Here is a 26,043-nt window from a genome sequence, read left to right on the forward strand (position 1 = left end):
TCGGGCGGATCGCCGCCCGGGCCAGGAAGATCACTCGACACGCTCGATGCCCCGTCGCGCCGATCGCGTGGGCTACCACACCCACTTGAAGCCGACGGTGCCGCCGACGCTCTGGCCACGGTTCGAGAGTTCGCCGGTGGCGTTGGCGAAAACCGAGATCTGCGTGTCGAGCGCAAAGCGGCCGCCGAAGTCCACTCGGACGGCGTCGGTAGCGGCGGTCGCGCCGTCGACCGTGAACAGGCTGCCCGGCAGGGCGGTGAAGCCGGCGGTCACCGGCCGGCCGGTCATGAATTCGTGGACCCAGGCGAGGCGCAGCCAGGCGCTGGCGGCGTGTGAATTGATCTCCGTCCGGCCGTCGACCTGCGCGCCTAGGAACATCGGGAGCGAAGTCGTTGATTGGGCCTGATAGGAGAGCGCGAACACGCCGGGCGCGCCGCTCGCGGTCGTGGCGGTCTCGGTGGTCGCCGGCTGCCAGAACTGTGACGGCTGCAGCGCCGCAAACGGCGTGATCGAGGCCTGCCCGACGGCGAAGGGACGGCCGACTTCCACCCGCCCACCGAGTTGCGTAGAGACCGACGACGAGCGCTCCGTTTCGCTCATGCCTATGCCCGTAACCTGCCGCGTCAGGTTGCCGTCGAAGCGGCTGAAGACCATGGCGGCGTTGACGTAGAAGCTCCTCCAGTCGTGCAGGCCATAGACGCCGATATGGGTGCCGGTCGCCTGCCCGTTGGCGACGCTGGAAGGCATGGAAATGCCCAGTGTGCTGGCACCGACGGCCACGCCCACCAGCGTATCGGGACCGGCGCGATAGTCGATGCCGAAGGCGCCGCCGCCCACTGTCTGCAGCGATGCCGCCGCGCCCGTAGCGTCGTTGGCATTGAGCCACTGCGCCCCGCCGAAGCCCGCCGACCAGGCGCTCCAGTCGGGCGGGGTCTGGCAGGCCTGCGCCTCGGCCGGATGATTGTAGCAGGCCAGTTCCTCATTGCGCCGCGTGACGACCCGATCGGTCATCACGGAGGCAAACTGACTGCCCGCCGAGAGCGCCGCCGATTGCGCGACGCTCGCGCTGTCGCCCGAGAGAGAAGACAGCGCCTGCGGAAGCTGCCCGCTCGACAGGCCATAGAGTGCCGGCATGCCATTGAGCCCGGGGCCGGCGTTGAACGCCGTGTCGAAGGCCCGCGCCACGGCGCCGCGATTGCTGCCGGGACCCGCCATCGACGCCATCCCCGACTGCAGGTTGAGGGCCACGCTGCCCGGCGCGTAGCCGAGGCTGGCGTTGAGAAAGCCCGGCAGGCCGCTGGCCGTCAGCCCATCGAAGCGGCCGGTCACGGCGGCAGAGGTCAGGATCTGGTAGCTGCGCTGAAAGGCCGAGGTGGCGAAGCTCGCCTGCACCGTGCCGCCGGCGAGCGTCGTTGTCCCGGTGACGTTGGTGCGGTCGGCCGTGCCCTCGACCTGGACCTGGTAGGTGCTGCCCGGATTGAAGGTGAGATCGCCCACGACGGTGAGCGTGCCGACCGAATTGCCCGGCGCCAGCGTACCGTTCACCACGGTCGTCGGAACCAAGCCGTTGCCGCCCAGCGTACCGTTGACGCCTACCGTCAAGCCGCTCGAACTCGTGATGTCGCCGTTCACCGACATCGTGCCGCCGGTGACGGTGGTGGCGCCGGTATAGCCGGAAGTGACGCCGCTATCGATCGTGAGCGTGCCGGTGCCGACCTTCTCCAGGCCGCGTCCGGCGGCGGCGCCCGTGCCGGCCGCGAGCTGTTCGGTGGTCGGCGTCGAATCGTTGTCGGCCACGCCGAACTTCAGCGTCGTTGCCGTCGTGAAGTAGGTCGTGACATCGTAGAGCAGCCAGGCGCCGCGCCCGAACGAGCTTACCGCCAGCACATCGGCTTCGGGATTGTAACCGAGCTGATAGATGAACGTATTGGGCAGGCTGGTACCGAAGGTGCGGAACGCCGACAGCGTACCGATCGCGCTGCTGTCGGCCACTGCGAGCGGGCTCTGCGCCGCGCCGGTGTCGCTGCTCAGGCCACCGACCAGCAGTGCATTGACGCCGTTGTTGGAAACGAACTCGACCGCGCCCGGCTGGATCAGCTTGACGGTGCTGAGATCGATGGCGGCGAAAGTGCCGTCGGTGGTGGCGGCCGAGCCCGACCAAAGCTTGCTGCCGTCGGCGACGTAGAACTGCGAGTCGGAGCGGTAATCGAACACCAGCGACTTCGCGGCGGCGCCGCCCGCGGCCGCGTAGTTCGACAGGTACCTGAGATTGCCGGTCGCGGAGTTCGTGTAATAGAGGCTGCCTGGCGCATTGTCGGCGCCGGCCACCAGGGCATCGGCATTGACGCCCGAACCATAGGCCAGGCCCGTCACGAGGCCGATCTTGTTGGTGCGCACATCGAGCGCCAACGTGTTGCTCGCCGCGCCGGTATCGACGGTTGTGTAGACGTAGTTGGTACCGAAGGCGATCTTGGTCGGATCCTTCTTGTTGAGCACGATCTTGCTCGTGAACGGCAGCTCGCCCTCGCTGTCATAGTCGTCGGCTTGAAAGTTGAGGGCGCCGGGACCGGATCCACTGGTGTTGAACACCTTCGGGGCCACCGCCAGGGTACCGTCGGCGTTGTAGGTCCATCGCGTCAAGTAACCCAGCCCCTGCGCGGAGGTGTAGATGGCGCTTCTGCCCGCACTGGCCAGCGTTCGATCGTTGACGACTGCATTGACGCCGTCGCCCGCCCCGATCGCATTGTAGATCAGTCCGCCGGGATCCTGCTGGTAGGCGGTTCCGGTGTCCTGTGCGGCCGCGACCAGCCGCTTGCCGATCGCATCGTAGGCAACAGCATAGGCCTCACGCACCGACAGGCTTGACACGTTCATGCCGCTCCAATCGCCAGTCGACGTCTGCGGACTGGTGCGCCGGTAGATGCCGGCGTCTTCGGTCAGGATCATGTTGCCGGCGCTGTCGAAGGCAAAGGCGCGCGAGTCGGCATGCACCGCCGAGTTGTTCGCCGTCCCTGCGCGGCTCATATCCGTGGCGGACGACGAGCCGTCGGGGTTCAGCACCACCCGATACACAGGAACGGTGTAAGGGCTGTTTTCGATCCGGTCGCCGGCCACATAGACGATGCTGGAATTGCCGGGGTCGATCGCCAGCGTCAGGTTGGTAGAGGCCTGCTCTCCCGCATTGACGCTGGGCGTGCTCAGCGGCTTCCAGGTCGCCCCGCCGTCCTGCGACAGGTAGAGGGCCGAGAGCTTGGCGCTGCTGGAATTGGAGGTGGGAGAGGGCTCGATATAGTCGTAGACGCCGGCCACCACCGAGCCGTTCGGGCCAGCCGCCAGCCGCGCCGACTGGTTGGAGCCGATCGGCACCTGACTGGCGGAGATCTGGGTCCAGCTGGAGCCGTCGCTGGTCCCTTTGTAGATGCCGCGCGTGGCGGGGTCGGCCGAGTTCACCACGGCATAAAGCGGCGATCCGGTCGCGCTGGCGCTCACCAGGGAAGTCACGGCGCCGGCCGGAACGCCCGCCACGGCCGAGAAGCTGGTGCCGCCGTTGGTGCTGAGATAGAGCCCACCGCCGCCGGTCTTGGGATTGACCGGTTCCGCCTCCGCCGCCACGATCGTGCTGCCACGCACCACCAGCCCCACGACGCTCTTATCGAGGGTCCCGTTGCCCAGCAGCGACCATGTCGAACCGGCATCGGCGCTGAAGAGGATGCCGACCTTCGGGCCCCCCATGTTGCTGTTGGAGGTGACGCCGGTGCCGGCATAGATCTTCTGGCCCGTGGCATCGGTCGGATCCATGGTTAGGCTGGCGATCGACAGCGAGAGCTGCTTGTCGGTAAGCGGTGTCCAACTCGCGCCGCCGTTCTGGCTCTTCCACACGCCGCCGTTGACCGCGCCGATATACATCGTGCCGGCATTGACGGGATCAACGACGATGGACTGTATGGCCCCGGACACCGTGCCGGTCTTCGACGTCACATCGGCGCTCTGAACGGTCCCCGTCTCGCCATAACTGGAGGCCGGCCCCATCGAGACGAAACTCTGGGCGATCGCAGCCGGACCGCCACCGACGGCCAGTACCGCCGCAAGTCCCCAGCGAAAGAAGCGATTGTCGGGATGTGCAAGCATCAAGTGTTTGTCGCTACCCCAGGCTGTGTGGCAGCTTCCCCCCCGGTGGCGAGCGTACCAGCAGCTTTCCTCCCCCGCAGAGTCCTTTCCTCCCCCGCAGAGTCCTTTGTGGTCGCAAGCCGGCGCGTTCGATCTGCGCGAGATCCTGGCTGAGCTGCATCGACTGTGCGATTCGGACCCGCTCTGCACCGTCGGGATGTCCCGGCCCGGCCCCGCTTCCTGGCGGACAGAGAACGGCGTCCTATCGAAGCTTCAGCGCTGCCGCTTCCGCCCTTATGCGGATCCACATGATCCCCGCGTTCGCCACCGAGAAGACGAGCCCGAAGGTGAGCAGGCCAAAGACGAGCGGCAGGACGAGCATCTCGCCGGCCACCACCCAATAGTTCGGGTGCGATACGAAGCGATAGGGCCCGCGCAGCACCAGCGGCGCGCCCGGTAGCACGATGATGCGCGTCGTCCAGCGCTCTCCCAGCGAAGCGATCACCCAGAGACGGGCCAGTTGCAGCGCGATGAAGACGGCGAGCCAGGCCAGGCTGATCTCCTGGTCCGTCGGGGCGCGATGCACCGCGAGGTACCAGAGGCCGAGCAACCACAGGGCGTGAAGCAGAACGATAAGGGGATAGTGTGCAGCCCCCACCTCGTGCGCGCCCCGTGCCATCAGGCGGCTGGTATTGCGACGGGCCAGAACGAGTTCTCCCAAGCGCTGTGCCGTAACAAGCCCCAGGATCAGCGCAGCCCAGTCCATCGCAGCTCCTTCAGCCGCCGCGGGCCAGCGACAGGGCGCTGCAGGTGAAGCCTGGCCCGAGGGCCATCAGCACCGTGCGCTCCGGCAGGCCGGCGGCTGCGAGACGCTCGAGCACGAACAGCACGGTCGGTGCCGACATGTTGCCGTACTGGCGAAGCACCTCGCGTTCATGGTCGAGCGTGCCTTGCGCCAGACGCAGCGTCGTCTCGAGGGCGGTGATCACCTTGGCGCCGCCAGGATGGCAGGCGAAGCGATCGACCGAGTCGCGCGCGATGCCGAGGCGCGCCAGGATCGTCTCAACGGCCGGGCCGACTTCCTGTTCGGCGAACGGCGGAATCGATCGATCGAATATGACGCCCAGTCCCGTCGGATCGACCTTCCAGCCCATGATGTCGAGCGTGTCGGGCCAGAGATGCTCGCCCGCCCCTTCGATGCGGGCGATCCCCGACGCGCCCGGGCCCGAACGAACGACACAGGCCGCAGCGCCATCGCCGAACAGGGCGGTCGCCACCATATTGGCCGGCGTGAGCTGATCCATCCGAAACGCTGCGGTGCAGATCTCGATGGCGACCATCAGAACGGTGGTTCCCGGTCGCGCCGCCGCCAATCGGCTGGCGATCGCCAGGCCCGAGACGCCGCCGGCACAGCCGAGGCCGAACACCGGCACCCGTTCGACATCGGCGCGAAAGCCCATGCGCCCGGCGACGCGCGCTTCCAGGCTGGGCGTCGCGACTCCGGTCGAGGAGATGGTGACGACCGTGTCGATCTCGGACGCAACGCACCCCGCCGCGGCCAGCGCTCGCGTCGCGGCCTCGACGAATAGCTCCTGAGCACCCTCGAGATAGGCGGCATTGCGCTCGGGCCATCCCAGCGAGGTGAAATACCAGTCGAGGGGCTTCACCGTGTATCGCGATTCGATGCCGGAGGTTGTGAAGACCGGCGCCATCCGGTCGAAGGCAGCGTAGCGATGGGCAAACATGCCGCGCGCTGCCTCCGCCGCTTCGGTCTGCGGCAGGTGGTGGGGAGGCAAAGCATGGGCGACGGACAGCAGGGCGCTCACAGGGGGCATGGCGTGATCCTTCCGCTGCCATAACCCGCCCGGCCCCTCCAAGGCGCAAGTCACGTTTTTCTGACACCCGCCAGGAGGTTTACCGCCTCGCAGCCGCAGAATTGCTGCAAAGGGAGTTGCCGGGCAATTCTTTCGTCGGCATAAAACCGCGCGTCTGTTCGGAGGCTGACATGCCCGCGCCGGAGCCGATCATCCTGCGCGATGAGAGGGGGAGACATCGATGCAAACGAATCGCCGTTCGACTCTGAAGCTGCTGGGAAGCGCTGCGCTCTCGACCGCTGCGCTGCCTGTCCTGCCGTTCTCCGCAAAGGCGCAGGAAGACCTCTACATTTCATCGGCCTATCAGAACTTCAAGCGCGGCACGATCTACAGCATCGACGAGAGGACACGCGGTTTCGTCATCGTCTGGCAGGATCTCGGTCGCGTAAAGATGAAGGCGGCCGACCTGGTCACCAACTACGGCGCGCTGCGTGTCGGCCAAACCGTCGACGTGCAATGGTACGACTATGTCGATTTCCTGATCGCCCCGACCACCCCTGCCGTGACGGCGCGCGCCAAGGCCATGATGACCCAGGGCGCCCGCATCGAGGGCATCCCCGGCGCGCGGGAACGCATCCGCCTCTGGTCGATGGCCGGCATGTGCACCAAGGTCGACCTCGCGACCAACACGGTTTTCCTGATCAACGCTTCCGGCGGCGAACCCGACAAGCCCTCGCCCGACAGCGGCGAGGTCATCCAGATGCCGCAGGTCGTGAGCGAGGCGGGCAAGGCGGCACTCAAGACGATCAAGCCGGGCACGCAGATCACCACCGTGTACAGCGTACAGACTGCGCTCCAGGTCACGATCATCCGCTAGCATTTCTGCATATCTTGCAGCGACGCCGGGTCCGAAAGGGCCCGGCGTTTTCGTGTCGTCATTGTCCTTGCCACGGCCGGAGTGCTAGCACATGAGCAGCAACTCTTGCGGGAGGACGCCATGGCCGCCTCATACGATCTGATCGTGCGCAATGGAACGGTGATCGACGGCACCGGGGCCGAACCGCGCGAAGCGGATGTCGCCATCCGGGACGGAAGGATCGCCGCCATTGGCGATATCGACGGCAACGGTCGCGAGGAGATCGACGCCAGGGGCCTCGCGGTGACGCCGGGCTTCGTCGACATCCACACGCACTATGACGGCCAGGTCACCTGGGACGACCGCTTTTCACCTTCTTCGGGCCATGGCGTGACGACGGTGCTGATGGGCAATTGCGGCGTCGGCTTCGCGCCCTGCCGTCCGGAAGACCGCGACACGCTGATGAACGTGATGGAGGGTGTCGAGGACATTCCCGAGCTGGTGATGCGCGAGGGCGTGCCGTGGAACTGGCAGAGCTTTCCCGACTATCTCGACGCCCTGTCGAAACGCCACTGCGACATCGACTTCGCCACGCAGGTGCCGCATGCGCCGCTGCGCGTCTTCGTGATGGGGAAACGCGGCGTCGACCGCGAGCCGGCCAGCGCGTCGGACATGGCGGCAATGGCGAAGCTCGTTCAGGAAGGTCTGGACGCCGGTGCGCTTGGCTTCTCGACGTCGCGCTCGCTGTTCCATCGCACGCCCGATGGCGCCCTGACGCCGACCATCACCGCGGGCGAGGAAGAGCTGGCGGCGATCGCGCGCGGCATGCGGCGGGCCGGCAAGGGCGTGATCCAGTTGCTCGACGATTTCGCGGACACCACGGCGGAGGGAGCGACCGAGTTCGCCATGTTGCGACGGCTCGTCGAGCTCTCGGGCCGGCCGCTCTCCTTCACCCTGCTCGACCTCTCGCTCTATCCCAGACGATGGCAGACGCTGCTGCGCGAGATCGAGCGGGCCCATCGCGACGGGCTGCCGATCCGCGGCCAGGTCTCGGCGCGGCCGGTCGCGATCCTCTATGGACTGGAGCTGTCGTTCCACCCCTTCTCGACCTGCCCCAGCTACCGCGAGGTCGAGGGCCTGCCTCTCGACGCCAAGCTCGCCCGGCTGCGCGACCCGGCGCTGAAGGCGAAGCTCCTGCAGGAGCAGCCGACCTATCGCAATCCGCAGATGCTGGCCTTCATGCGCAGCGTCGCCAACATGTTCGTGCTGGGCGATCCGCCCGACTACACGCCGCCGGCCGACCAGCGGCTCGATGCGCGGGCCGCAAAACTTGGCATCACGCCGCTCGAACTTGCCTATGATCTGCTGGTGAGCGGTGACGGGCGCACGATCCTGTTCCATCCCGGCGCCAACTATACGGATTGCTCCGACGCCAACATGGCCAGCATGCTGCGCCACGAGCATACGGTGATGGCGCTGGGCGACGGCGGCGCGCATTACGGGCTGATCTGCGACGCGAGCTACACGACCCACGCCCTCACCTACTGGACGCGCGACCGCAAGGGCGAGCGCTGGCCGCTGCCCTGGGCGATCCAACAGCTCACCGATGTGCCGGCCCGCGCGGTCGGGCTGGGAGATCGCGGGCGGCTGCAGGTCGGCTACAAGGCCGACCTCAACGTGATCAATCTCGACCGTCTCAAGGTTTCGGCGCCACATCCCGTGCACAACCTGCCAGGCGGCGGCCGCCGGCTGGAACAGAAAGCCGAAGGCTATGTCGCGACGATCGTCAGCGGCGACGTGACCTATCGCGACGGCGACTTCACCGGTGCCCGCCCGGGCCGGCTGGTGCGCGGCGCGCGCTGAGGCGTCAGCGCAGCGCGAATCCCTCGTAGCCGTTCGCCGCGATCTCCTCGCACTTCTGGCGATATTTCGGCGCGCCGCCGGCATAGGCCATGAAGGTGCGCTTGAGGCGGCCGGGGACGTTCTTGTTCACGCCGGTCATCCAGGAATCGACCTTGGTGAGCAGCAGGCGCGATCCCGTATCGTAGACGTGGGCGGTCCAGGCTGTCTCGGCCTCCGGCGTCGCCTCGATGCGGGTGAGGCCCTTATCGCGCATGTAGCCCAGCAGATCGGACACAAACTCCACGTTCTGCTCGATGCAGCGCGGCAGGTTGCAGAAGGTCGCGGCATTGTGTGGGCCGACCAGGGTCAGCATGTTGGGAAAGCCCACGACGTTGAGGCCGAGATAGGTGTGCGGCCCGTCGGCCCACTTGTCGCGCAGCTTCTCGCCGCCGCGGCCCTGGAAGTCGATGCGGTCGAAGGCGCCGGTGATGGCGTCGAAGCCGGTGGCGTAGATGATCATGTCGAAGTCGTACTCGACGCCGCCGACCCGGAGGCCGGTCTGGGTGATGCGCTCGATCGGCGTCTCGCGGATGTCGACCAGCTTCACGTTCGGCTGGTTGTAGACTTCGAAATAGCCGCTCTCCAGCGGGACGCGGCGCGTGCCGTAGCCGTGGTTGGTGGGGATCAGCTTGTCGGCGATCTTCGGGTCCTTCACCCTGGCGCGGATCTTCTTGATCACGAATTGCGTCAGCGCGTCGTTGGCCGCCTGGTCCATCAGCACGTCGCGGAAATTGCCCTGCCAGAAGGCGAAGCCCGGCGTGTTGTAGAGCTTCTCGAAGAAGGCCTCGCGCTCCTCGGGCGTCACGTCGGTCGAATGGCGCGGGTCGGCGGTATGGACGAAGCAGCCCCAGTTCTCGCGGCACTGCGCGAAGATCTGGTCGTAGCGCGCGCGGATGTCGGCCATCGTTTCCGGCTCGATGCGGCTGTTGCGCAGCGGCGTGCACCAGTTGGGCGTGCGCTGGAACACGGTGAGCTCGCCCACCGTCTTGGCGATCTCGGTGATCGCCTGCACGCCCGAGGCGCCGGTGCCGATCACCGCGACCTTCTTGCCCGCGAAGCTGACCGGATGGTGCGGCCACAGGCCGGTGTGCCATGACTCACCCTTGAAGTCCTCGATACCTGGGATGGTCGGCATGGTGGGCGACGAGAGCGGACCGATCGCGGTGACGAGGAAGCGGGCACGGGCGCGGCCGCCGGTCTCGAAGGTGACCTCCCACTCATTGGCGGCCTCGTCCCAGTGCGCGGCCTTCACCCTCGTGTTGAACGTGATGTCGCGGCGCAGGTCGAACTTGTCGGCGATGAATTCGCAGTAGCGCAGGTTCTCGGGCTGGCCGGAGAAATGCTCCTTCCAGTCCCACTCCTTCAGCACCTCGGGCGAGAAGGAGAAGCCGTAGGTCCAGCTCTCGGAGTCGAAGCGTGCCCCGGGATAGCGGTTCCAGTACCAGGTGCCGCCGACGCCGCCGCCGGCCTCGTAGACTCGCGCCTTGAATCCCATCTGGCGCAGCTTCAGGAGCTGGTACATGCCCGACAGGCCGGCGCCGATGACGACGACGTCCCAGTTCTCGACGGTGTCGGCCGTCTCGCTCGCCCGTGTTGCTGCAGCCGCGATACCCATGGCGTTCCTCATCCGGTTTTGCCGAAGAGTATAGCGTGGCCGGCGGAATTTGGACGATGCGCAGAGCGAGATTGTCGGCCGCTAGCTGAGCGGCTTCGGCGAGCCGTAGAGATTGGCCAGCCGGGCGATCAGGAAGGCGACGTACATGACGCCCAGCACCTGCTCGATCACGATCAGCGACCTTGCCATCGGCGTCGCCGGCGTGATCTCGCCGAAGCCCGTGGAGGTCAGCACCGTGAAGGAGAAGTACATCAGGTCGGGCCAGTTGAGCTTGCCGTCCGCACCGTGGGCGATGGCGGCCGTGAAGGCGTTGGCCTGGAAGACCTGGAGGAAGCCGAACAGGCTGGCAAAGGACATGGCGATCAGGATGTAGGCGGCCACCGCGCCGAACACCTTGTCGGTCGTGATCGGCCGGCGATCGAGCACGTAGTGCAGGAGCGCGATGGTGATCGCCCCCACGAACAGCGCCGTGGCGCCGAGCGCGATGGGCCGCAGCCCGCTGTAGCCCATGCGATCGGCGATCAGCGCGTCGATGGTGATGAACCCGAACAGGCCCAGCCCCCACAGTACAGGCCGCTCGAGTCGCAGCGCCCATACCGCCAGCACGAGCACGACGAACAACGCTACGCCCAGCATCGAGCCGCCGATCGCCGAGATCGCCAGCACGGGGTTGAGCAGGATGAACAAGGTGAGCGCGACCACGAGGGCGCTGCAGCGGTTGCGACGCACATAGGCGATTCGGCGCAGCATACGATGTCGGGTCATGATTCAGGCTCGGGCCCCCGCCCCGTTATCCCCAGTCTCGGGCACGCAGACTGCAAAACCCGGCAACCAAAGGCAAACGGCGGGCGTTCCTCGGGCAGATGGAGGATTTCGTCATGTTCCGCAGGGTCGTTGCTTCCCTGGGTTTGCTCGTACTGGTTCTGACCGCTTGCGATCAGCAGGTTTTGATTGCCGGGCCGTACTCGGATCCGGGCCACTATGAGGTCGTGGGGCTGGTGGCCGAATGACGGTGGGGAGCTAGCCCCGCCACAGCGTCCATAGGACGCCGGCTGCCACTCCCAGGGCGATGAAAGCGACAAACAGGAGCAAGGCGGTCTTCGCCCGCGTGAAATGATGATGCCCCTGCGCCGTCGTCTCATGAGGGCGAACGGGCGCGCCGAACTCGTATTTCCGAGGCACCTGCCCGGCGGCATGCGCCTTTCCGTGCACGTTCAGGAACTGCACGAAGTGCCAGAGCGCGCCCAGCGCTGCAAACATCCCCAGCAGCCAGAACGGCGCGAAGAGCATCCAGATTTCCACGTCGGTCGCCAAGAGATCCCCCTGATGTTGCCCCTCTCTTAGGCCGGATCGGCTAGCGGGCAAACCACGGATTGAAGGGGAAGCGCTGCCAGCGGCGGTCGTCGAACAGAACCATGAACAACTGGGCGAACATTGGGCCGAGCCGCGGATCGTCGGGCCCGGTCGCCTGCGTCCACGCCGTGGTCTGGGACAGCGCGAGATCGTTGCGGCAATAGACGCCGAAAACATAGACCCGGCCCGGCGTCGGCGGCTTCAGAAAGTACTGCCCCGCGCAGACGCGCGCCGCCGTGAGGTCGTTGGCGGGCGAAAAGACCAACACCAGGCGGTAGTTGGGGCGCAGCTCTTCGGGCGGCGACTGGTAGGTGAAGGTAAGGGCCGGCCTTGGCTTGTTTGCCTGCATCACCGGCAGAAGCCGTTCCTTGACCTGCTCCAAGGGCCATCCCGGAGAGGGATTGCCGGCGACGATCACCTGGAAGAGACGGCCGTCGGTCGCGGCCCAGAACTCCGAGAAGTCGTATTCGGGCGCGTAATCGAAGCCTCCCACCGTCTGGGCCCGCAACGGCGTTGCCAGGCCCAGCAAGGCCAATGTCACCAGGAGAACACACCGCAGAGAGGCCATTTGTGGAAACTTTGCACGATCGGAAGGCGTTTTCGGGCACGCAACGGAGTTGACCATATGATGAAAGTCGTCGGCATTTCCCTCCTGGCTCTTACCCTCGCCGCCTGTGGCGACACCTGGGGTCAGCGGGCCGTGACGGGCGGCGGTATCGGAGCCGGCACCGGCGCGCTGGTGGGGGCCCTCACGCCGATCGGCCTGCTTCCCGGCGCGCTGGTGGGTGGCGCCGTGGGTGCCGGCGTGGGCGCGGCGACAACGCCGCGCCGCTGAAGCACCCCGCCCGCCGCGTCAACGCATGCGGACGCGGCGATGCTCGGCCAGATCGGTCGGCTCTTCCCCGGTCAGCGCGGCCTTGGCCAGCTTGAAAATCTGGACGGGCTTGCTGGTCTTCACGTCCCAATATTCCGCTTCTGCGACGAGGATCGCGACCAGCGCCAGGTCGGGATCCTCGACACCGCCTTGGAACCAGGCCTTTGCGGCCTCGCTCCACAGCTCCTGCTTCTTCACCGGATCCTCGATGAGGCGGGCGGCGCCGCTCACCGACACGTACTTGTCAGACTCGGGATCGGCATAGGCCACGTTCACGTCGGGCGATGCGGTCAGATCGGCCACGGGCTGGCCGGAGCGCGACATGAAGAACCAAACGACCCCGCCGCGATCGGCCTCGCCGTTCTGGGTTGTCATCGGCCGCGAGTAGAGACGCCCGTCGGCGCCCCGCACGGTCAGCATTCCGAACCGGATGTCCTTGATCATGTCCCAGAGTTTGCTGGTATCGATGGTCTGCGCGGTCATGCCGGCCCTCCTCTTTCTTCGGGATTCGCGACACAACGACCGCAAGGGACGCCAGTTCCGCATAGACCGTGAAGGCTCTAGGCTGCGGCCATGAAGATCTGCCTCTACGGCGCCGGCTCGATCGGCGGGATCATCGGCGCCCACCTCGCGCGCGTGAAGGGCCTCGAGGTGAGCCTGATCGCGCGCGGCGCCCATCTCAATGCCATTCGCCGCAACGGCCTTCGGCTGATCTCGCCGCACGAGGATTTCACGGTGAGGGTCAACGCGACCGACGATCCCGCCGAACTGGGGCCCCAGGACGTCGTGTTCATCACCCTGAAGACGCACCAGTATCTCGCGGTGCTGGACAAGGTGATGCCGCTGCTGGGCCCCCAGACGGCGCTGATCCCGCCGACCACCGGCGCGCCCTATTGGTTCTTTCACAAGTTGGAAGGGCCGTTCGAGGGCAGCCGACTGAAGCGCATGGATCCCGATGGCCGGCAATGGTCGATGTTCGGCCCGGAGCGGGCGCTGGGCTGCGCCTACTGGGCGGGCGGTGTCGTGCCCGAACCCGGCGTGGCGCATCTCGAGAACGAGGTCTGTTACCTGCCGCTGGGCGAGCCCGACGGCTCGCACTCGGCGCGCGTCACCGAGCTCAGTGCCGCCATGATCGAGGCCGGCCTCGACGCGCCGGTGAAGACCGACATCCGCGCCGAGATCTGGAGCAAGATGATCAACAGCCTGACCTGGAACCCGATCGCGGTTCTGACCTTGGCCGACAATGGCGGGATCGGCCGCAGTGCCGGCGCCGTCGAGATCGCGCGCCGCATGATGACGGAGGCCGAAGCCGTTGCCGCGAAGTTCGGAGCGACGATGGCGACTCCAGTGGAGAAGCGCATCGCGTTCACGGTCGGCCTGGGTGCTCACAAGATGTCGATGCTGACCGACCTTCAGGCCGGCAAGCCGCTCGAGATCGACGCGCTCGCCGATTCGATCGCCGACCTCAGCGAACTGGCAGGAGTCGCAACGCCGACCATCGACATGATGCTGGCCCTGCTGAAGCTGCGGGCGGCGTCCTCCGTTGCTACCAGCTTTCCTTCCACGGCCTGAGATCCATCTCGAAGGTCCAGGCGCTGCGCTTCTGGCGGTGGAGCTGCCAGTAGGTTTCGGCGATGTCGTCGGGATTGAGGATCGCGTCGGGGCCGGCATTGTAGCGATCAGGGAAGTTGGCCTTGATCCATTCGGTGTCGATGGCGCCGTCGACGATGACATGCGCGACATGGATGTTCTGGGGTCCCAATTCACGCGCCATCGATTGCGCCAGTGCCCGCACCGCGTGCTTGCCGCCCGCGAAGGCCGAGAAGCCGCGGCCACCGCGGATCGAGGCAGTGGCGCCGGTGAAGATCATCGTGCCCCGGCCGCGCGGCACCATCACCCTGGCCGCCTCGCGCGCCGTCAGGAAGCCGGCGAAGGCCGTCATCTCCCAGACCTTGCGATAGACCCGGGAGGTCGTGTCGCGAATGTCGAAACGCACATTGCCGCCGATGTTGAAGACGAAGACCTCGACCTCGCCGATCTCGGTCTCGATCTCGCGGAACAGCGCCTCGACCTGCGCCTCGTCGCGCGCATCGGACCCGAACGGGTGGACACGGCCACCCTCTTCGACGATGCGCGCCACCAGCGACTGCAGCTTGTCGGCGCTGCGGCGCGTCACGACGGCGGTGTAGCCCTCGCGCGCGAAACGGCGGGCGATCGCACCGCCCGTCGCATCGCCTGCGCCGATCACGACGCAGACCTTGTCCTTGGCCATGGCAGTCTCCTTTGCCGCCCAATCTGTCGGCCGTGACCGGGCGGCTCAAGGGAGATTAAGTCATGGCTTCCTGAGTTTGCAGCACGCGGGCCTTGCGCAGTTCGGCCGCGGTGAGGCCCTTTCCGTCGGCGCGCCACCCGGGAGGACCGAACAGGTACATCCAGACCTCCCGCGCCGAGCGCGACGAGGCGAGGTCCTTCACGAGGCCCACCCACGGACCGAAGTTCAGCACGATCGGATTGCGCGACGAGACCTTGGGCGACACCAGACCGAAGTCGCACGGCAGGTCTTCGCGCTCCGGAACATAGGTGCCGAACAACCTGTCGAAGACGATCAGGACGCCGCCGAAATTGGCATCGAGATACTCCGGATTGCGGGCGTGGTGAACGCGATGCGCGGACGGCGTATTGAGAATGCCTTCGAGAACCCCGAGCTTCGGGATCCAGTCGGCATGGATCCAGAACTGGTAGAGCAGGTTCAGGAACAGCGCCGTCAGCACGGTCTCCGGCGTGAAGCCCAGCAGTACCAGCGGCGTGAAGAAGAGCGACGTGCCGGTGAAGCGGCCGATCCAGCCCAGCCGATAGGCCATGGCGAAGTTGAACTGGTTGGGCGAGTGATGGACCGAGTGCGAGGACCAGAACCAGCGCACCGTGTGGCTGGCGCGATGGAACCAGTAGTAGAAGAATTCGAGCCCGACGAAGAGCAGCAGCACGGACCACGCGCTGTCGAGCGACTGGGTGAACAGACGATGCTCGTACATCCAGCCCAGCCAGGGTGCGGCGAACGTGTAGGGAATGAAGGCCAGCAGTCGGCGGCCGGCGAGATCGGCGAGCGAGCAGGCCCAGGATTTCCAGTCGTAGGACTCGGCCCGCGTCCGCGACTGCCAGAGGCCTTCGACCAGCGCGGCGCCCATCACGAGCGGCAGGATGACGAGATAGAGAGTGGCGAGGGATTGCACGAACGCCTCCGTATGACTTGCCGCTCCCGAATATATGAGTGATGCTCATATTCCGTTACTCGCCTTCCCGCCTCCGGTACCGCCATGGCCGCACGCCGCCAAGTCGCTGAAAACAAACGGAGATCGCCGCGGCAGGCGCGCGCGGCACAGACCGTTGCCTCGATCGTCGAGGCCGCGGCTCAGATTCTCGAAAAGGGCGGGCTGGCCGCGTTCACCACCAATGCCGTGGCCGAAAGGGCCGGCGTCAGCATCGGCACGCTCTATCAGTACTTTGCCGACAAGAACGCGCTGCTGATGGCGCTGGCGCGTGAGGAAATGACCGCCGCCCTCGGCGAGGTCGGGCGGGCGCTGCGAGGCGAGGGCGACCCCTCGGTCGAAGGACGCGTGCGCGCCATGGTGCGGGCGATCGTCCACGCCTTCCGGGGCCGCCAGCGCGCCCGCAAGGCGGTCGTTCAGGCGCTCCTTGCGCAGGGAGCCGGCATCGAGCTGATCGCGCCGGTTGCCGCTTTCATCGCCCAGGCCGGCGAGACCGTCGGGCGCGGGCCCAACCCGCTGGTCGGCCCTCTCACCCGCGAACAGTCCTTCGTCGTGTCGCGCGCCCTCATGGGTGTCGTCCGCGCCGCGGTGCTGGAGGAGCAGCCGTTCCTCGCAAGCCGCGCTTTCGAGGACGAGATCGTGCGGATGATCGTCGCCTATCTCGGGGCCGTCTCGACGGCCAACGGTCGCCAGCCTTGAGAGATCGCGGCCGCAAAGGACGCGACTTCATCCTGCCAGTCCCGGCGGTTGGAATCGGCCGAGCTCTCCGTCCTGCGTCCGGAGAAATCGAGATGCACGCCGTTCTCGTTCGGGAACAGGCAACCTGTGAGCAGCCGCGCATAGGTCTCGGCCGAGCGGCGCGCAGTGCTGGCACCGGGGATCGCCCGCGCAACCACCGGCAGGATCGTCGACCAGGCCCAGCGTTCCACGGCAGAGCGGTCGCGGGCCAACCCCGTGCCCGGCATCAGGCCGGGATCGTAGGCGAACCAGCGCGGACCGGCCGCCGGCGCGCTGCGCGCACGCGCGTAGACATGCAGGATGGCCACGAGCTTGGAGGTCGCATAGCGATCCATGCCCTGCTGCTTCTCCGGCACGCTGCCGTCGAGCTCGCCGCGCGCCACCTTCTCGATACCGGGATACACGCCGCCCCGGAATCCAAACCGCCGCGCGCCGGCATCGTCGGGATCGTGCGTGCCGCTCGCTGTGAAGACGACCGGCGCCCCGGGCGCGAGGACCGGCAACAGCCGCTCGATCAGCAGCGCGTGCGCCAGCCAGTTGGCCTGCAGGGTTTCCTCGTAGCCGTCGACGGTCATTCGCCGCGCCTTGACGTTCTGGACGCCGGCGTTCGCCGCCAACGAGGCAAGACGGCCGCCGGCGAGACGGGCGATGACCGCATCGGCGAACGCGACCGTGGAGGCCAGCGCGGCGAGATCGAGCGGCAGGATGGCGAGGCGCTCGCCATCGGCGACGGCGCGGAGCGCGCCCGCTTCCGCCGGTCGGCGCGCGCCGACGATGACCCGGTTCGCGGGGTCGGCGAGCAAGAGGCGCACGAGCTCGAGGCCGATCCCCGATGTGCCGCCAGTGACGAGATGGAGGACGGTCATTCTTTGACTCCCGGTGAGGTCCATTGAAAATGGAAACCCGGTCGCTGACCGTCCATTCGCATCGGAGCCCTGCCGTGCCGGCCGCCCTGAAACCGCGCAAGAAGCCCCTGCAGGCCCGTTCCACCGTGACCGTGGACGCCATCGTCGAGGCGACCATTCGCATTCTGAGGCGGGACGGATGGGCCGCCTGCACGACGACCCGCATCGCGACGCTGGCCGGCGTGTCGGTCGGCTCCCTCTACCAGTACTTCCCCAACCGTAACGCGATCGCCGTGGAGATCGTCCGCCAGCGCACCCGCAGCTATCTGGCCGCCGTCATCGCCGCCGACCTGTCGGGAGCTGCCACGCCGGAGGAGGCCATGGATGCGGCCATCGCGGCCTTCGTGATCGAGAAGCGCAAGGGGCTCGACGTCTCGCTCGCGCTGCGCGAGGCCTTGCCCGAAGTGCAGGGGCGCCAGGCGATCATCGAGGAAGCGCGACGGTTCGTGCCGGCCCTTCAGGACAAGCTCGCGGCGGCCGGCGCAGGGACCGCCGACACGATGCAGCTCGCCGTGGCGATCGCCGCCGTGGAAGGAGCCGTCTGGGAGATGCTGGCCCAGGACGAGGCCGCGATCGGGCGGCCCGAAGCCATCGCCGCCCTGTCGCGAGTGTTCCGGGCCGCGGCGGGCTTCAGCCCGGGGGCAGCGGCACGTTGAGCAGCACGCCGAACTCGCGCGCGAGATCGCAGCTCACGCGCGCGTGCACCTTGCCCTGCTTGTCGAAGAAGCGGCCGGTCTCGTTCACCGGGAAGACGCCCTCGTGCCAGATGCCGGGATGGATGTAGATGCCGACGCTGCCGTCGGACCAGAAGGCCTTGAACGACTCGGGCTGGAGATCGTCGCCCGGAAGCGCGGCCGGCACGACGAAGGGCTTGCCATCGAGCGGCCAGAAAAGCTGCCCGCCGTCCGGGTGATAATTGCAATGCCAGAGGAGCACGCGGCCCTGGCTCAGCTTCACCCCGGGCCGCACCGTCTCCGGCAGGTCGCGGAAGCCGATGACATAGTGGCCGCCGACCGCCTCGTTGCGGCCGATCAATTCGTTGCCCCGCCATTCGCAGGTGAAGATGCCTTCGGTCGTGCCGCCCTCGATGCCGGTGCCGGCATCGAGCTTGCGCGAGCCGCTGAGCGGCCATGGCACGATCTCGATCTTCTGCTTCTTCGGATCGCGCACGACCTCGCCATAGCCCTTGATCGTCTCGCGGTTGGCGCGGATCAGGGGAACGTCGAGCAGGCGCAGCCCCGCCGGCACGTCGGGATTGAGATAGTCGAAGACGACGCCGTCATGCATGTCGCGAGCCCCTACGCTGCCTTGCCGAGATCCTCGCCGGCCAGCGCGCGTTCGATCAGCGTCACGACATTGTCGCGGCCATAGAGCTTGATGAAGGCGCCCATGCGCGGCCCCTGCTCGCTGCCGAGCAGCACCTCGTAGAGGGTCTTGAACCACTGCCGAAGCTCTTCCTTGGCGAAGTGGCGCTTGCCCGCCTCGTAAACCTCGTCCTGGATGAGTTCCGCCGTCGCGTCCTCGGGCATCTTGCGCAGCGTATCGAGCAGGTCCTCCAGCGCCGGTCGTTCACGGTCGGTGGGCAGCCGGAACTTCTTCGAGGACTTCACGAAGTCCTGGTAGTAGGCGACGGCGCCCGCGAGCAGCCGATCGAGATAGGGCGCGGTCTCCGGCGTGGCGCCCGGCACGTAGCGGCGCAGATACTGCCAGAGAACGTCCTTGTCCTCGGTGTTGGCGACACCCGCGAGATTGAGCAGCATGCCGAAGGTGACGCCGGCCGCGGAGTTGGCGGGCGCCTCGCCGTCATGAATATGCCAGGCCGGGTTCTCCAGCGCGCGGGCGGGCTCTTCCTTCGGCAGCTTCTCGACCAGCGAGAGATAATCGTCGATGGCGCGCGGGATCACGTCGAAATGGAGTCGCTTGGCGCGCCGCGGCTGCTGGTGCATGTAGAGCGCCAGTGATTCGGGCGAGGCGTAGCGCAGCCATTCCTCGACCGAGAGGCCGTTGCCCTTGGACTTGGAAATCTTCTTGCCTTCCTCATCGAGGAAGAGCTCGTAGTTGAAGCCCTCCGGTGGCTTGCCGCCCAGGATGCGCACGATCTTGGCGGAGAGTTCGGCCGAGGGGATGAGATCCTTGCCGTACATCTCGTAATCGACGTCGAGCGCGAACCAGCGGCCGGCCCAGTCGGCCTTCCACTGCAGCTTGACGTTGCCGCCGGTGACCGGCGTCTCGACCATCGAGCCATCCTCGTCGCGATAGACGATGGTGCCGGCATCGGCGTCGGTCTTGATCACCGGCGCCTGCAGCACGCGGCCGGTCTTGGGCGAGATCGGCAGGAAGATCGAGTAGGTCGCCCGGCGCTCCTCGCCGAGGGTCGGCAGCATGACCGCCTGCACCTCGTCGTAGTGACGCAGCATGGCGAGCAGCATCGCATCGAAGCGGCCCGACTTGTACCACTCGGTCGCCGACTGGAATTCGTACTCGAAGCCGAAGGAGTCGAGGAAGGCGCGCAGGCGAGCGTTGTTCGCCGCGCCAAAACTCGGATGCTCGTTGCTGAAGGGATCGGGCACCGAAGTCAGCGGCTTGCCGAGATGGGCCGCCAGCATCTCCTTGTTGGGGACGTTGTCCGGCACTTTGCGCAGGCCGTCCATGTCGTCGGAGAAGCAGAACAGCCGCGCCGGCACGTCGGACAGCCGGCGGAAGGCCTGGCGCACCATCGTCGTGCGCACGACCTCGCCGAAGGTGCCGATATGCGGCAGGCCCGACGGACCGTAGCCAGTCTCGAACAGCACATAGCCTTTCGCCGGCGCTTTGCCGCCGGTGCGGGCGACGAGCTTGCGGGCTTCTTCAAACGGCCACGCGCGCGCGGCCTCGGCAAGGGTGCGATCGATCTGGGACATGGGTCGGCCAAACTAGGTGCGGGGGCCATTTGCGTCAATTGCAGCGGCAGCCCAAAGTGCCGCGCCCTCACCCTTTCCAGGTGAAGGGGAAGAGCTGCTGGCGCACGAAGCCGCTGGGCATGTAGTCGCCCAGCACGCCGTACTTGCCCGGGAAGCGCCGATCGGATTTCACCGCAGCGCCGAAGATGTAGTCGATGAAGGCGAAATGGGCGGCGTAGTTGCGGTCGATCGCCTCGCGTTCGGAACTGTGATGCCAGTGATGGAAGTCAGGCGTAACGATCAGCCACTTGAGCGGCGCCTTGCCGAAGATCGCCGGCAGCCGGACGTTGGCGTGGTTGAACACCGCCTGGAAGCCCACGATCACGATATAGACGTCGGTGACGGCCTGGCTGAAGCCCAGCACGTAGAGCACGCCCAGGATCGACACGCGCGTCATCAGCAGCTCGAACAGATGGAGCCGCGAGCCCGCCATCCAGTCCATGTATTCGGCGCTGTGATGCACGGCATGGAAGCGCCACAGGAACGGAACCTCGTGATAGGCGCGGTGCGTCCAGTACTGCACCAGGTCGGCGACCAGCAGCACGAGGAACAGCGCGGCGAAGAACGGCAGGCCGCCGACCCATTTCTGCAGGGGATCCCACACCAGCCAGCCGAACAGGCGATGGATCGCGAAGTTCACGATCAGCAGCGCCAATCCCACCAGCAGGTGGTTGACGATGAAATGCGTGAAGTCGGTCTGCCAGCCCGGACGGAAGACGGGCTGGTCGCGATGCAACGGCGCCATCTTCTCGATCAGGATGAAGATCATGCTCGAACCGAGAAGGTCGAGGATGAACCAGTCGAGGCCGATATAGGGCGTGTCGTCGGGAAAGTCGGCCACGGGGACACGGTGGCCGCCCATCGCCGCGGCGATCAGGATCAAAGCCAGCGCCGTGCCGTTCAGCCAGCGATTGCGGCGCTGGACGAGGTTGGCGATCGCCATGCCGCCCGCGATCACCATGCCGACCAGCAGCACGTGTCTCAGCAGGCCCACGTCGTACTTCTTGCGCAGGTCCGGCGTGGTCAAATATTCGGGGAAATGAAACGCCAGCACGGCCAGCACGGCGAGGCCGCCCAGAGTGAGAGCGATGATGCCGGTGATCTTGCCCTTGCCCACGGGAAGGGCGCCGGACTGGTGGAAGACCGCCGTGGTCTTCTTGACGACAGGTGGTGGCTTCATGGCCGACGATTCTAAACGCAACCGGCAGTCGCTGCATCGGGCATTTGCCCTGTGCTATCTAAGGAACAGTGACGTTTCCAGCGACCTCCTCCTGGCCGGCTTTGGTCGCGACTGCCCGCGGCGCCCTATGGCGCGCGCCTGACGGAACGCTCGAGCGTCTGACCGGCGCCGATGCAGGGCGTCGGGCGGCCGGCACGCTGCCGCTGGTCTGCCACGCGCCCGCGGTAGCGGCGCGCCTCGGGCTCGAGGATCTCCCGGCACACGACCTGCTCGAACTCTTCGCCTTCGTGCGACCGGCGCGCTTCTGCCTGCCGACGGTGCGGGGACTGTGCGAGACGCTCGGCCTCCAGGTCCCCGCGACGCCCGAGCAGGAGGTGGCAGCCCTGCCCGCGCTCGCGCGCGCCCTGCTCGACGAGCTCGACGACATGGCAGCGCTCGCGTCGTCAGAAATGAAGGAAACGGCGCTCGCCATGGCTCGCGGACGATGGAGCTGGGGCGACGCGGTGCTCGACGCCCTCGGCCTCGACAAGGACAGCAAGAAATCCCGCCCAGGCGCAGGCCTCGACATCTGGAAGAGCCTGCCCGTGTGGGAGGAGCCGCCGCCCGCGCCGCCGCCCGGCAGCCAGCCCGTCGAGCCGCGCGAGGCAAGATTGCGACTGGCCCATCTGGTTTCGGCCGGCTCGAACATGGCCGAGGCGCGCCCGACCCAGAGCGACTACGCCTCGGCCGCCAGCGCGGCTTTTGCGCCGCGCGAGGAGGAAGGCAAACCCCACGTCGTGCTGGTCGAGGCCGGCACCGGCGTCGGCAAGACCCTGGGCTACGTCGCGCCCGCCAGCCTGTGGGCCGAGAAGAACGGCGCTCCGGTCTGGATCTCGACCTACACGCGCAACCTGCAGCGCCAGATCGACGCCGAGCTCGACCGCCTCCATCGCGACTCGGCAGAGAAGCGGCGCCGCGTCGTCATCCGCAAGGGCCGCGAGAACTATCTCTGCCTGCTGAACTTCCAGGAGGCGGCGATGCGCGCCGGCCTGATGCCGGAGAATGCGGTCGGTCTCGGCCTGATGGCGCGCTGGGCGCTGGCCAGCCGCGACGGCGACATGATCGGCGGCGACCTGCCGGCCTGGCTGCTCGACCTGGTGGGCCGCAGCCGCGTGCAACGGCTGGCCGACCGGCGCGGCGAGTGCATCTACTCGGCCTGCGAGCATTACCGTAAGTGCTATGTCGAACGCACCATCCGCCGCGCGCGCCAGGCCGACATCGTCATCGCCAACCATGCGCTGGTGATGATCCAGGCGGCGATGGGCGGCCTCGACGACGCCACGCGGCCGCTGCGCTACGTCTTCGACGAGGGCCATCACCTGTTCGAGGCCGCCGACGGCGCGTTCGGCGCGCATCTGAGCGGCGTCGAGACGTCGGATCTGCGCCGCTGGCTTTTGGGTGCCGAGGGACGTCGCGGCAGCCGCGCCCGCGGACTCGAGCGCCGCCTCAGCGATCTCCTGGGCGAGGATGTCGAGGCACAGAACGCATTACGTCGCCTGCTCGATCTCGCCCAGCAACTGCCCTCGCCCAATTGGCAGACGCGGCTGGCCGACGGCACCGTGCTGGGTCCGGCCGAGGAATTCCTCGCCCTGGTGCGCCAGCAGGTGCGGGCGCGCTCGGCCGGCGACGACCAGGGCTTCGGCCAGGAATGCGACGTGCGACCGCTCAATCCCGGCCTGATCGAGGCCGCCGACCAGCTGGCCGACGCGCTGGAGAAGATGCTGCAGCCGGTGCGCCGCCTGCGCCAGGCGCTTCGGGCCAAGCTCGAAGGCGAGGCCGACAAGCTCGACTCGAGCCAGCGCGCGCGCATCGAGGGCGTGGCGCGCTCGCTCGCCAACCGCTGCGAACTCACGCTCGAATCCTGGCGCGCCATGCTGCGCGGCCTGCACAACGATCCCGACGCCGCCTTCGTCGACTGGTTCGCCGTCGAACGGGTGCAGGGCCGCGAATACGACGTCGGAATGTACCGCCATTATCTCGATCCGGCCGAGCCGTTCGTGAACGCGGTGCTCCGTCCCGCTCATGGCGCCGTGATCACCTCGGCCACCTTGCGCGATTCGCTCGGCGTGCCGCAGGCCGCAAACGATGAGGACGTCACCACACAAGCCGACTGGATGGTCGCCGAAGCGCGCACCGGCACGCGTCACCTCGCAGCCCCTGCCACGCGCGCGGCGATGGCCTCGCCCTTCAACTATGCGCACGCCACAAAGGTGCTGATCGTCAAGGACGTGAAACGCGACGATGCCGATCAGGTGGCCGCCGCCTATCGCGAGCTCTTTCTGGCGGCGGGGGGTGGCGCCCTGGGCCTCTTCACGGCGATCGGTCGCCTGCGCGCCGTGCACCAGCGCATCGCGCCGGTGCTGGAAGAAGCAGGCTTGCCGCTCTACGCGCAGCATGTCGGCGGCATGGATGCCGCCACCCTGGTCGATATCTTCCGCGCCGAGGAGCATTCCTGCCTGCTCGGCACCGACGCCGTGCGTGACGGTGTCGACGTACCGGGGCGATCGCTCCGCCTCATCGTGTTCGACCGCTTACCGTGGCCGCGGCCCGACATCCTGCACCGCGCGCGGAAGGCGCATTGGAAGGCGGCCGGCGCCGGCGCCAACGGCTACGACGACATGCTGGCGCGGCTGCGGCTCAAGCAGGCCTATGGTCGCCTGATCCGACGCGCCGACGACCGCGGTGTCTTCGTGATGCTCGATTCGCGTTTGCCCACCCGGCTCCTGAGTGCCTTTCCGCCCGGTGTCGGCATCGAGCGCGTCGGGCTTGCCGATGCGGTGGCCGAAACGAGGCGGTTTCTGGATAGTTGAGATCGGCGCAACGATCGCCGTGAGAGGCTGTTTCTCCTGCAGCAAACAACGCAACAGGAGGAACTCATGGACACCAAAAAGTTGATCGCGATCACCGCGGCGGCGGTCCTCATCGGCGGCTCAGCTATGGCCCAGAGCGGTGGCGGCAGCTCGGGAGGCAGCGCGGGCGGTAGTGCCGGCGGCGGCGCCTCCAGCGGCGGTGCCTCGGTCGGCGGTGGCGCCTCCACGACGGGTCCGAGCGGCACGACCGGCACGGGCACCACCGGCGGCGCGACGACGACAACCCCGGGCGGCGGCTCGACCGGTGCAGGTGTTGGCGCCACCGGCAGCGGCACAGCTCCCGCACCCGGCGGCAGCACCAGCTCGATGGGCGTCGGCGCCGGCTCGACCGGCGGCGGCTCGGTCAATCAGGGCACGGCGCCCGCTCCGGGCGGCGCGTCCGGCGGAGCCTCGGGCACAACGCGCTAACAGGCCCCCGAAAGTGCCGGACGCCCGGCGAATAATCGAAACAAACGAAATATTCGAAATAAACGAAGCCGGAGTCGCACCCTCTCGAATCGGCGCCTGAACAGACGGTAACGACGGCCCGCTCACATTGGCGGGCCGTCACTTTTTTGCCCGCTAAGTGCTGATCAACCCCATCGATCGTGGCGCGGGATCGAATAGAGGCGCCGGCTCAATACCCGGCGGCTCGGTCCACGACCTCCTTCAACGGCTCGCCTTCTACAAAGCGCTTGAGGTTTTCGACGAACAGGCGCGCCACGAAGCGGTCGCGCTGCGGGTGCGGTCCGCCGATATGCGGCAGCACGACGATGCCTTCAGCCTGCCAGAACGGGTGGTCCGCTGGCAGCGGTTCCTGGCGGAACACGTCGAGTAGCGCTCCGGCAATCCTCTTTTCCTTCGTCGCTGCCATCAGATCGGCGTCGTTCACGATCTGGCCGCGGCCGAAATTCAGCAGCCACGCCGAGGGCTTCATCTTCGCCAGACGCTTCGCATCGATGAAGTTCTCGGTATCCCGCGTCGCCGGCAACAGCAGCAGGACGAAGTCGGACTGCGACAGCACCTCGTCGGTCGCTTCCGGCGGCAGCACCTCGGCGACGTTCGGCACGCGCGTCGGGCGGCGCTTGGTGCCGATCACGTGCATGCCGAGCGCGACGGCAATCCGCGCCACTTCCTGACCGATGACGCCCAGACCCAGGATGCCGAGCGTCTTGCCCGTCAGTGGCTGCGCCACCGTGTGGACCCAGCGGCTCTGCTTCTGGTTTTCGGCGGCCTGCGCATAGGGCTTCCCGACGTGGAACAGCGCACCGATGATGTTCTCCGGCATCGACTCTGTGTGCGTGCCGCGCGCGCAGGTGAGCGTGAGGCCCGGTGGCAGATCGGGTAGCGCCAGCCAGTTGTCGACGCCCGCGCTCATCGCCTGCGCCCAGCGCAGCCGGGGCATCGCGGGGAGCAGCCCCGCCGGCACCGCCCCTGCCATCATTGCCTCGGTCCGGGCGAGCTGCTCGGCCGATGGCTTGTCCTTGCGCGGCAAGGTGTCGACCGCAACCCGGTCGGCAAGGCCCGCCGACTGGATCGCGTCGAGATAGGCCGTCGGGGCGTCCGTCCAGAGCAGGACGTGGGTCCGGTTCGTCGGGGACATCGG

At 67.2% G+C, this 26,043-nt stretch carries 24 protein-coding genes; 9 read left to right on the forward strand and 15 right to left on the reverse strand.

Features of this window, described 5'->3' with window-relative positions:
* Nucleotides 1-72 precede the first annotated feature (72 nt).
* The 3 genes from ACO07I_RS11055 to ACO07I_RS11065 all read right to left on the reverse strand — a co-directional run bounded on the left by ACO07I_RS11055 (nt 73) and on the right by ACO07I_RS11065 (nt 5,942).
* A complete protein-coding gene (locus tag ACO07I_RS11055) occupies nt 73-4,128 on the reverse strand; it encodes an autotransporter domain-containing protein (RefSeq protein WP_422017217.1) in 4,056 nt (1,351 codons plus the stop codon).
* A 241-nt stretch (nt 4,129-4,369) separates the two neighbouring features.
* Nucleotides 4,370-4,873 (reverse strand): isoprenylcysteine carboxyl methyltransferase family protein, encoded by a 504-nt coding sequence (locus ACO07I_RS11060; RefSeq protein WP_422017219.1) that lies wholly within the window; start codon nt 4,871-4,873, stop codon nt 4,370-4,372.
* 10 nt (nt 4,874-4,883) lie between these two features.
* The gene (locus ACO07I_RS11065) at nt 4,884-5,942 is read right to left on the reverse strand and encodes a type III polyketide synthase (protein WP_422017221.1); all 1,059 of its coding nucleotides are present in this window, start codon (nt 5,940-5,942) and stop codon (nt 4,884-4,886) included.
* A 220-nt stretch (nt 5,943-6,162) separates the two neighbouring features.
* On the opposite strand from ACO07I_RS11065, the gene ACO07I_RS11070 reads away from it, so the two are divergent.
* The gene (locus ACO07I_RS11070; RefSeq protein WP_422017223.1) at nt 6,163-6,798 is read left to right on the forward strand and encodes a hypothetical protein; all 636 of its coding nucleotides are present in this window, start codon (nt 6,163-6,165) and stop codon (nt 6,796-6,798) included.
* A gap of 120 nt (nt 6,799-6,918) precedes the next feature.
* Nucleotides 6,919-8,640, forward strand: a complete 1,722-nt coding sequence (locus ACO07I_RS11075; protein ID WP_422017225.1) for an N-acyl-D-amino-acid deacylase family protein — start codon at nt 6,919-6,921, stop codon at nt 8,638-8,640.
* Between the two features lie 4 nt (nt 8,641-8,644).
* Here the strand turns inward: ACO07I_RS11075 and ACO07I_RS11080 are convergent, their stop codons facing one another.
* Together ACO07I_RS11080 and ACO07I_RS11085 are read right to left on the reverse strand one after the other, a co-directional pair.
* Nucleotides 8,645-10,294: a flavin-containing monooxygenase gene (locus ACO07I_RS11080; RefSeq protein ID WP_422017227.1), complete on the reverse strand. Its 1,650-nt coding sequence runs from the start codon at nt 10,292-10,294 to the stop codon at nt 8,645-8,647.
* 81 nt (nt 10,295-10,375) lie between these two features.
* The gene (locus ACO07I_RS11085; protein WP_422017229.1) at nt 10,376-11,059 is read right to left on the reverse strand and encodes a potassium channel family protein; all 684 of its coding nucleotides are present in this window, start codon (nt 11,057-11,059) and stop codon (nt 10,376-10,378) included.
* 113 nt (nt 11,060-11,172) lie between these two features.
* Here ACO07I_RS11085 and ACO07I_RS11090 point away from each other — a divergent pair, with 113 nt between their 5' ends.
* A complete protein-coding gene (locus ACO07I_RS11090; RefSeq protein ID WP_422017231.1) occupies nt 11,173-11,304 on the forward strand; it encodes a hypothetical protein in 132 nt (43 codons plus the stop codon).
* A gap of 10 nt (nt 11,305-11,314) precedes the next feature.
* On the opposite strand, the gene ACO07I_RS11095 is transcribed toward ACO07I_RS11090, so the two are convergent.
* Complete coding sequence (locus ACO07I_RS11095; RefSeq protein WP_422017233.1) at nt 11,315-11,608, reverse strand: hypothetical protein; 294 nt, start codon at nt 11,606-11,608, stop codon at nt 11,315-11,317.
* Nucleotides 11,609-11,648: 40 nt separating this feature from the next.
* Entirely contained in the window at nt 11,649-12,188 is a 540-nt protein-coding gene (locus tag ACO07I_RS11100) for a hypothetical protein (protein WP_422017235.1), read from the reverse strand.
* Between the two features lie 84 nt (nt 12,189-12,272).
* Here ACO07I_RS11100 and ACO07I_RS11105 point away from each other — a divergent pair, with 84 nt between their 5' ends.
* On the forward strand, nt 12,273-12,482 hold the full coding sequence (locus ACO07I_RS11105) for a bacteriocin (RefSeq protein WP_298305841.1): 210 nt from the start codon (nt 12,273-12,275) through the stop codon (nt 12,480-12,482).
* 18 nt (nt 12,483-12,500) lie between these two features.
* On the opposite strand, the gene ACO07I_RS11110 is transcribed toward ACO07I_RS11105, so the two are convergent.
* On the reverse strand, nt 12,501-13,004 hold the full coding sequence (locus tag ACO07I_RS11110) for a pyridoxamine 5'-phosphate oxidase family protein (RefSeq protein ID WP_422017237.1): 504 nt from the start codon (nt 13,002-13,004) through the stop codon (nt 12,501-12,503).
* Nucleotides 13,005-13,094: 90 nt separating this feature from the next.
* Between ACO07I_RS11110 and ACO07I_RS11115 the strand changes: the two genes are divergently transcribed.
* A complete protein-coding gene (locus ACO07I_RS11115; RefSeq protein ID WP_422017239.1) occupies nt 13,095-14,093 on the forward strand; it encodes a ketopantoate reductase family protein in 999 nt (332 codons plus the stop codon).
* Here ACO07I_RS11115 and ACO07I_RS11120 read toward each other — a convergent pair.
* Together ACO07I_RS11120 and ACO07I_RS11125 are read right to left on the reverse strand one after the other, a co-directional pair.
* On the reverse strand, nt 14,068-14,793 hold the full coding sequence (locus ACO07I_RS11120; protein ID WP_422017241.1) for an SDR family oxidoreductase: 726 nt from the start codon (nt 14,791-14,793) through the stop codon (nt 14,068-14,070). The two genes, ACO07I_RS11115 and ACO07I_RS11120, sit on opposite strands and share 26 nt — an antisense overlap.
* Nucleotides 14,794-14,848: 55 nt before the next feature.
* Nucleotides 14,849-15,751, reverse strand: coding sequence for a sterol desaturase family protein (locus ACO07I_RS11125; protein WP_422017243.1), 903 nt, complete (start codon nt 15,749-15,751; stop codon nt 14,849-14,851).
* 84 nt (nt 15,752-15,835) lie between these two features.
* Between ACO07I_RS11125 and ACO07I_RS11130 the strand changes: the two genes are divergently transcribed.
* Complete coding sequence (locus tag ACO07I_RS11130) at nt 15,836-16,486, forward strand: TetR/AcrR family transcriptional regulator (RefSeq protein WP_422017245.1); 651 nt, start codon at nt 15,836-15,838, stop codon at nt 16,484-16,486.
* Here ACO07I_RS11130 and ACO07I_RS11135 read toward each other — a convergent pair.
* Nucleotides 16,444-17,391: an SDR family NAD(P)-dependent oxidoreductase gene (locus ACO07I_RS11135; protein WP_422017247.1), complete on the reverse strand. Its 948-nt coding sequence runs from the start codon at nt 17,389-17,391 to the stop codon at nt 16,444-16,446. The genes ACO07I_RS11130 and ACO07I_RS11135 overlap by 43 nt on opposite strands.
* A 74-nt stretch (nt 17,392-17,465) precedes the next feature.
* On the opposite strand from ACO07I_RS11135, the gene ACO07I_RS11140 reads away from it, so the two are divergent.
* Entirely contained in the window at nt 17,466-18,086 is a 621-nt protein-coding gene (locus tag ACO07I_RS11140; protein ID WP_422017249.1) for a TetR/AcrR family transcriptional regulator, read from the forward strand.
* Here the strand turns inward: ACO07I_RS11140 and ACO07I_RS11145 are convergent.
* The 3 genes from ACO07I_RS11145 to ACO07I_RS11155 all read right to left on the reverse strand — a co-directional run bounded on the left by ACO07I_RS11145 (nt 18,061) and on the right by ACO07I_RS11155 (nt 21,549).
* Complete coding sequence (locus ACO07I_RS11145; protein WP_422017251.1) at nt 18,061-18,717, reverse strand: ureidoglycolate lyase; 657 nt, start codon at nt 18,715-18,717, stop codon at nt 18,061-18,063. The genes ACO07I_RS11140 and ACO07I_RS11145 overlap by 26 nt on opposite strands.
* Nucleotides 18,718-18,728: 11 nt before the next feature.
* Nucleotides 18,729-20,330: a lysine--tRNA ligase gene (locus tag ACO07I_RS11150; RefSeq protein ID WP_422017253.1), complete on the reverse strand. Its 1,602-nt coding sequence runs from the start codon at nt 20,328-20,330 to the stop codon at nt 18,729-18,731.
* A gap of 67 nt (nt 20,331-20,397) precedes the next feature.
* The gene (locus ACO07I_RS11155; RefSeq protein WP_422017255.1) at nt 20,398-21,549 is read right to left on the reverse strand and encodes a sterol desaturase family protein; all 1,152 of its coding nucleotides are present in this window, start codon (nt 21,547-21,549) and stop codon (nt 20,398-20,400) included.
* 68 nt (nt 21,550-21,617) lie between these two features.
* Between ACO07I_RS11155 and ACO07I_RS11160 the strand changes: the two genes are divergently transcribed.
* Both ACO07I_RS11160 and ACO07I_RS11165 read left to right on the forward strand, forming a co-directional pair.
* Nucleotides 21,618-24,398: an ATP-dependent DNA helicase gene (locus ACO07I_RS11160; protein ID WP_422017257.1), complete on the forward strand. Its 2,781-nt coding sequence runs from the start codon at nt 21,618-21,620 to the stop codon at nt 24,396-24,398.
* Nucleotides 24,399-24,464: 66 nt separating this feature from the next.
* Complete coding sequence (locus ACO07I_RS11165; RefSeq protein WP_422017259.1) at nt 24,465-24,866, forward strand: hypothetical protein; 402 nt, start codon at nt 24,465-24,467, stop codon at nt 24,864-24,866.
* Between the two features lie 208 nt (nt 24,867-25,074).
* On the opposite strand, the gene ACO07I_RS11170 is transcribed toward ACO07I_RS11165, so the two are convergent.
* Complete coding sequence (locus tag ACO07I_RS11170; protein WP_422017261.1) at nt 25,075-26,040, reverse strand: D-2-hydroxyacid dehydrogenase; 966 nt, start codon at nt 26,038-26,040, stop codon at nt 25,075-25,077.
* Between the last annotated feature and the right edge of the window lie 3 nt (nt 26,041-26,043).

It is taken from the genome of Reyranella sp., assembly GCF_965227665.1.
Classification (GTDB): Bacteria; Pseudomonadota; Alphaproteobacteria; order Reyranellales; family Reyranellaceae; genus Reyranella.

What these genes read in the sequence shown, in the direction of transcription:
- ACO07I_RS11055 (WP_422017217.1), bottom strand. Translation starts at nt 4,128, where the DNA reads ATGCTTGCACATCCCGACAATCGCTTCTTTCGCTGGGGACTTGCGGCG.
- ACO07I_RS11060 (WP_422017219.1), bottom strand. Translation starts at nt 4,873, where the DNA reads ATGGACTGGGCTGCGCTGATCCTGGGGCTTGTTACGGCACAGCGCTTG.
- ACO07I_RS11065 (WP_422017221.1), bottom strand. Translation starts at nt 5,942, where the DNA reads ATGCCCCCTGTGAGCGCCCTGCTGTCCGTCGCCCATGCTTTGCCTCCC.
- ACO07I_RS11070 (WP_422017223.1), top strand. Translation starts at nt 6,163, where the DNA reads ATGCAAACGAATCGCCGTTCGACTCTGAAGCTGCTGGGAAGCGCTGCG.
- ACO07I_RS11075 (WP_422017225.1), top strand. Translation starts at nt 6,919, where the DNA reads ATGGCCGCCTCATACGATCTGATCGTGCGCAATGGAACGGTGATCGAC.
- ACO07I_RS11080 (WP_422017227.1), bottom strand. Translation starts at nt 10,294, where the DNA reads ATGGGTATCGCGGCTGCAGCAACACGGGCGAGCGAGACGGCCGACACC.
- ACO07I_RS11085 (WP_422017229.1), bottom strand. Translation starts at nt 11,059, where the DNA reads ATGACCCGACATCGTATGCTGCGCCGAATCGCCTATGTGCGTCGCAAC.
- ACO07I_RS11090 (WP_422017231.1), top strand. Translation starts at nt 11,173, where the DNA reads ATGTTCCGCAGGGTCGTTGCTTCCCTGGGTTTGCTCGTACTGGTTCTG.
- ACO07I_RS11105 (WP_298305841.1), top strand. Translation starts at nt 12,273, where the DNA reads ATGATGAAAGTCGTCGGCATTTCCCTCCTGGCTCTTACCCTCGCCGCC.
- ACO07I_RS11110 (WP_422017237.1), bottom strand. Translation starts at nt 13,004, where the DNA reads ATGACCGCGCAGACCATCGATACCAGCAAACTCTGGGACATGATCAAG.
- ACO07I_RS11115 (WP_422017239.1), top strand. Translation starts at nt 13,095, where the DNA reads ATGAAGATCTGCCTCTACGGCGCCGGCTCGATCGGCGGGATCATCGGC.
- ACO07I_RS11120 (WP_422017241.1), bottom strand. Translation starts at nt 14,793, where the DNA reads ATGGCCAAGGACAAGGTCTGCGTCGTGATCGGCGCAGGCGATGCGACG.
- ACO07I_RS11130 (WP_422017245.1), top strand. Translation starts at nt 15,836, where the DNA reads ATGGCCGCACGCCGCCAAGTCGCTGAAAACAAACGGAGATCGCCGCGG.
- ACO07I_RS11135 (WP_422017247.1), bottom strand. Translation starts at nt 17,391, where the DNA reads ATGACCGTCCTCCATCTCGTCACTGGCGGCACATCGGGGATCGGCCTC.
- ACO07I_RS11145 (WP_422017251.1), bottom strand. Translation starts at nt 18,717, where the DNA reads ATGCATGACGGCGTCGTCTTCGACTATCTCAATCCCGACGTGCCGGCG.
- ACO07I_RS11150 (WP_422017253.1), bottom strand. Translation starts at nt 20,330, where the DNA reads ATGTCCCAGATCGATCGCACCCTTGCCGAGGCCGCGCGCGCGTGGCCG.
- ACO07I_RS11155 (WP_422017255.1), bottom strand. Translation starts at nt 21,549, where the DNA reads ATGAAGCCACCACCTGTCGTCAAGAAGACCACGGCGGTCTTCCACCAG.
- ACO07I_RS11165 (WP_422017259.1), top strand. Translation starts at nt 24,465, where the DNA reads ATGGACACCAAAAAGTTGATCGCGATCACCGCGGCGGCGGTCCTCATC.
- ACO07I_RS11170 (WP_422017261.1), bottom strand. Translation starts at nt 26,040, where the DNA reads ATGTCCCCGACGAACCGGACCCACGTCCTGCTCTGGACGGACGCCCCG.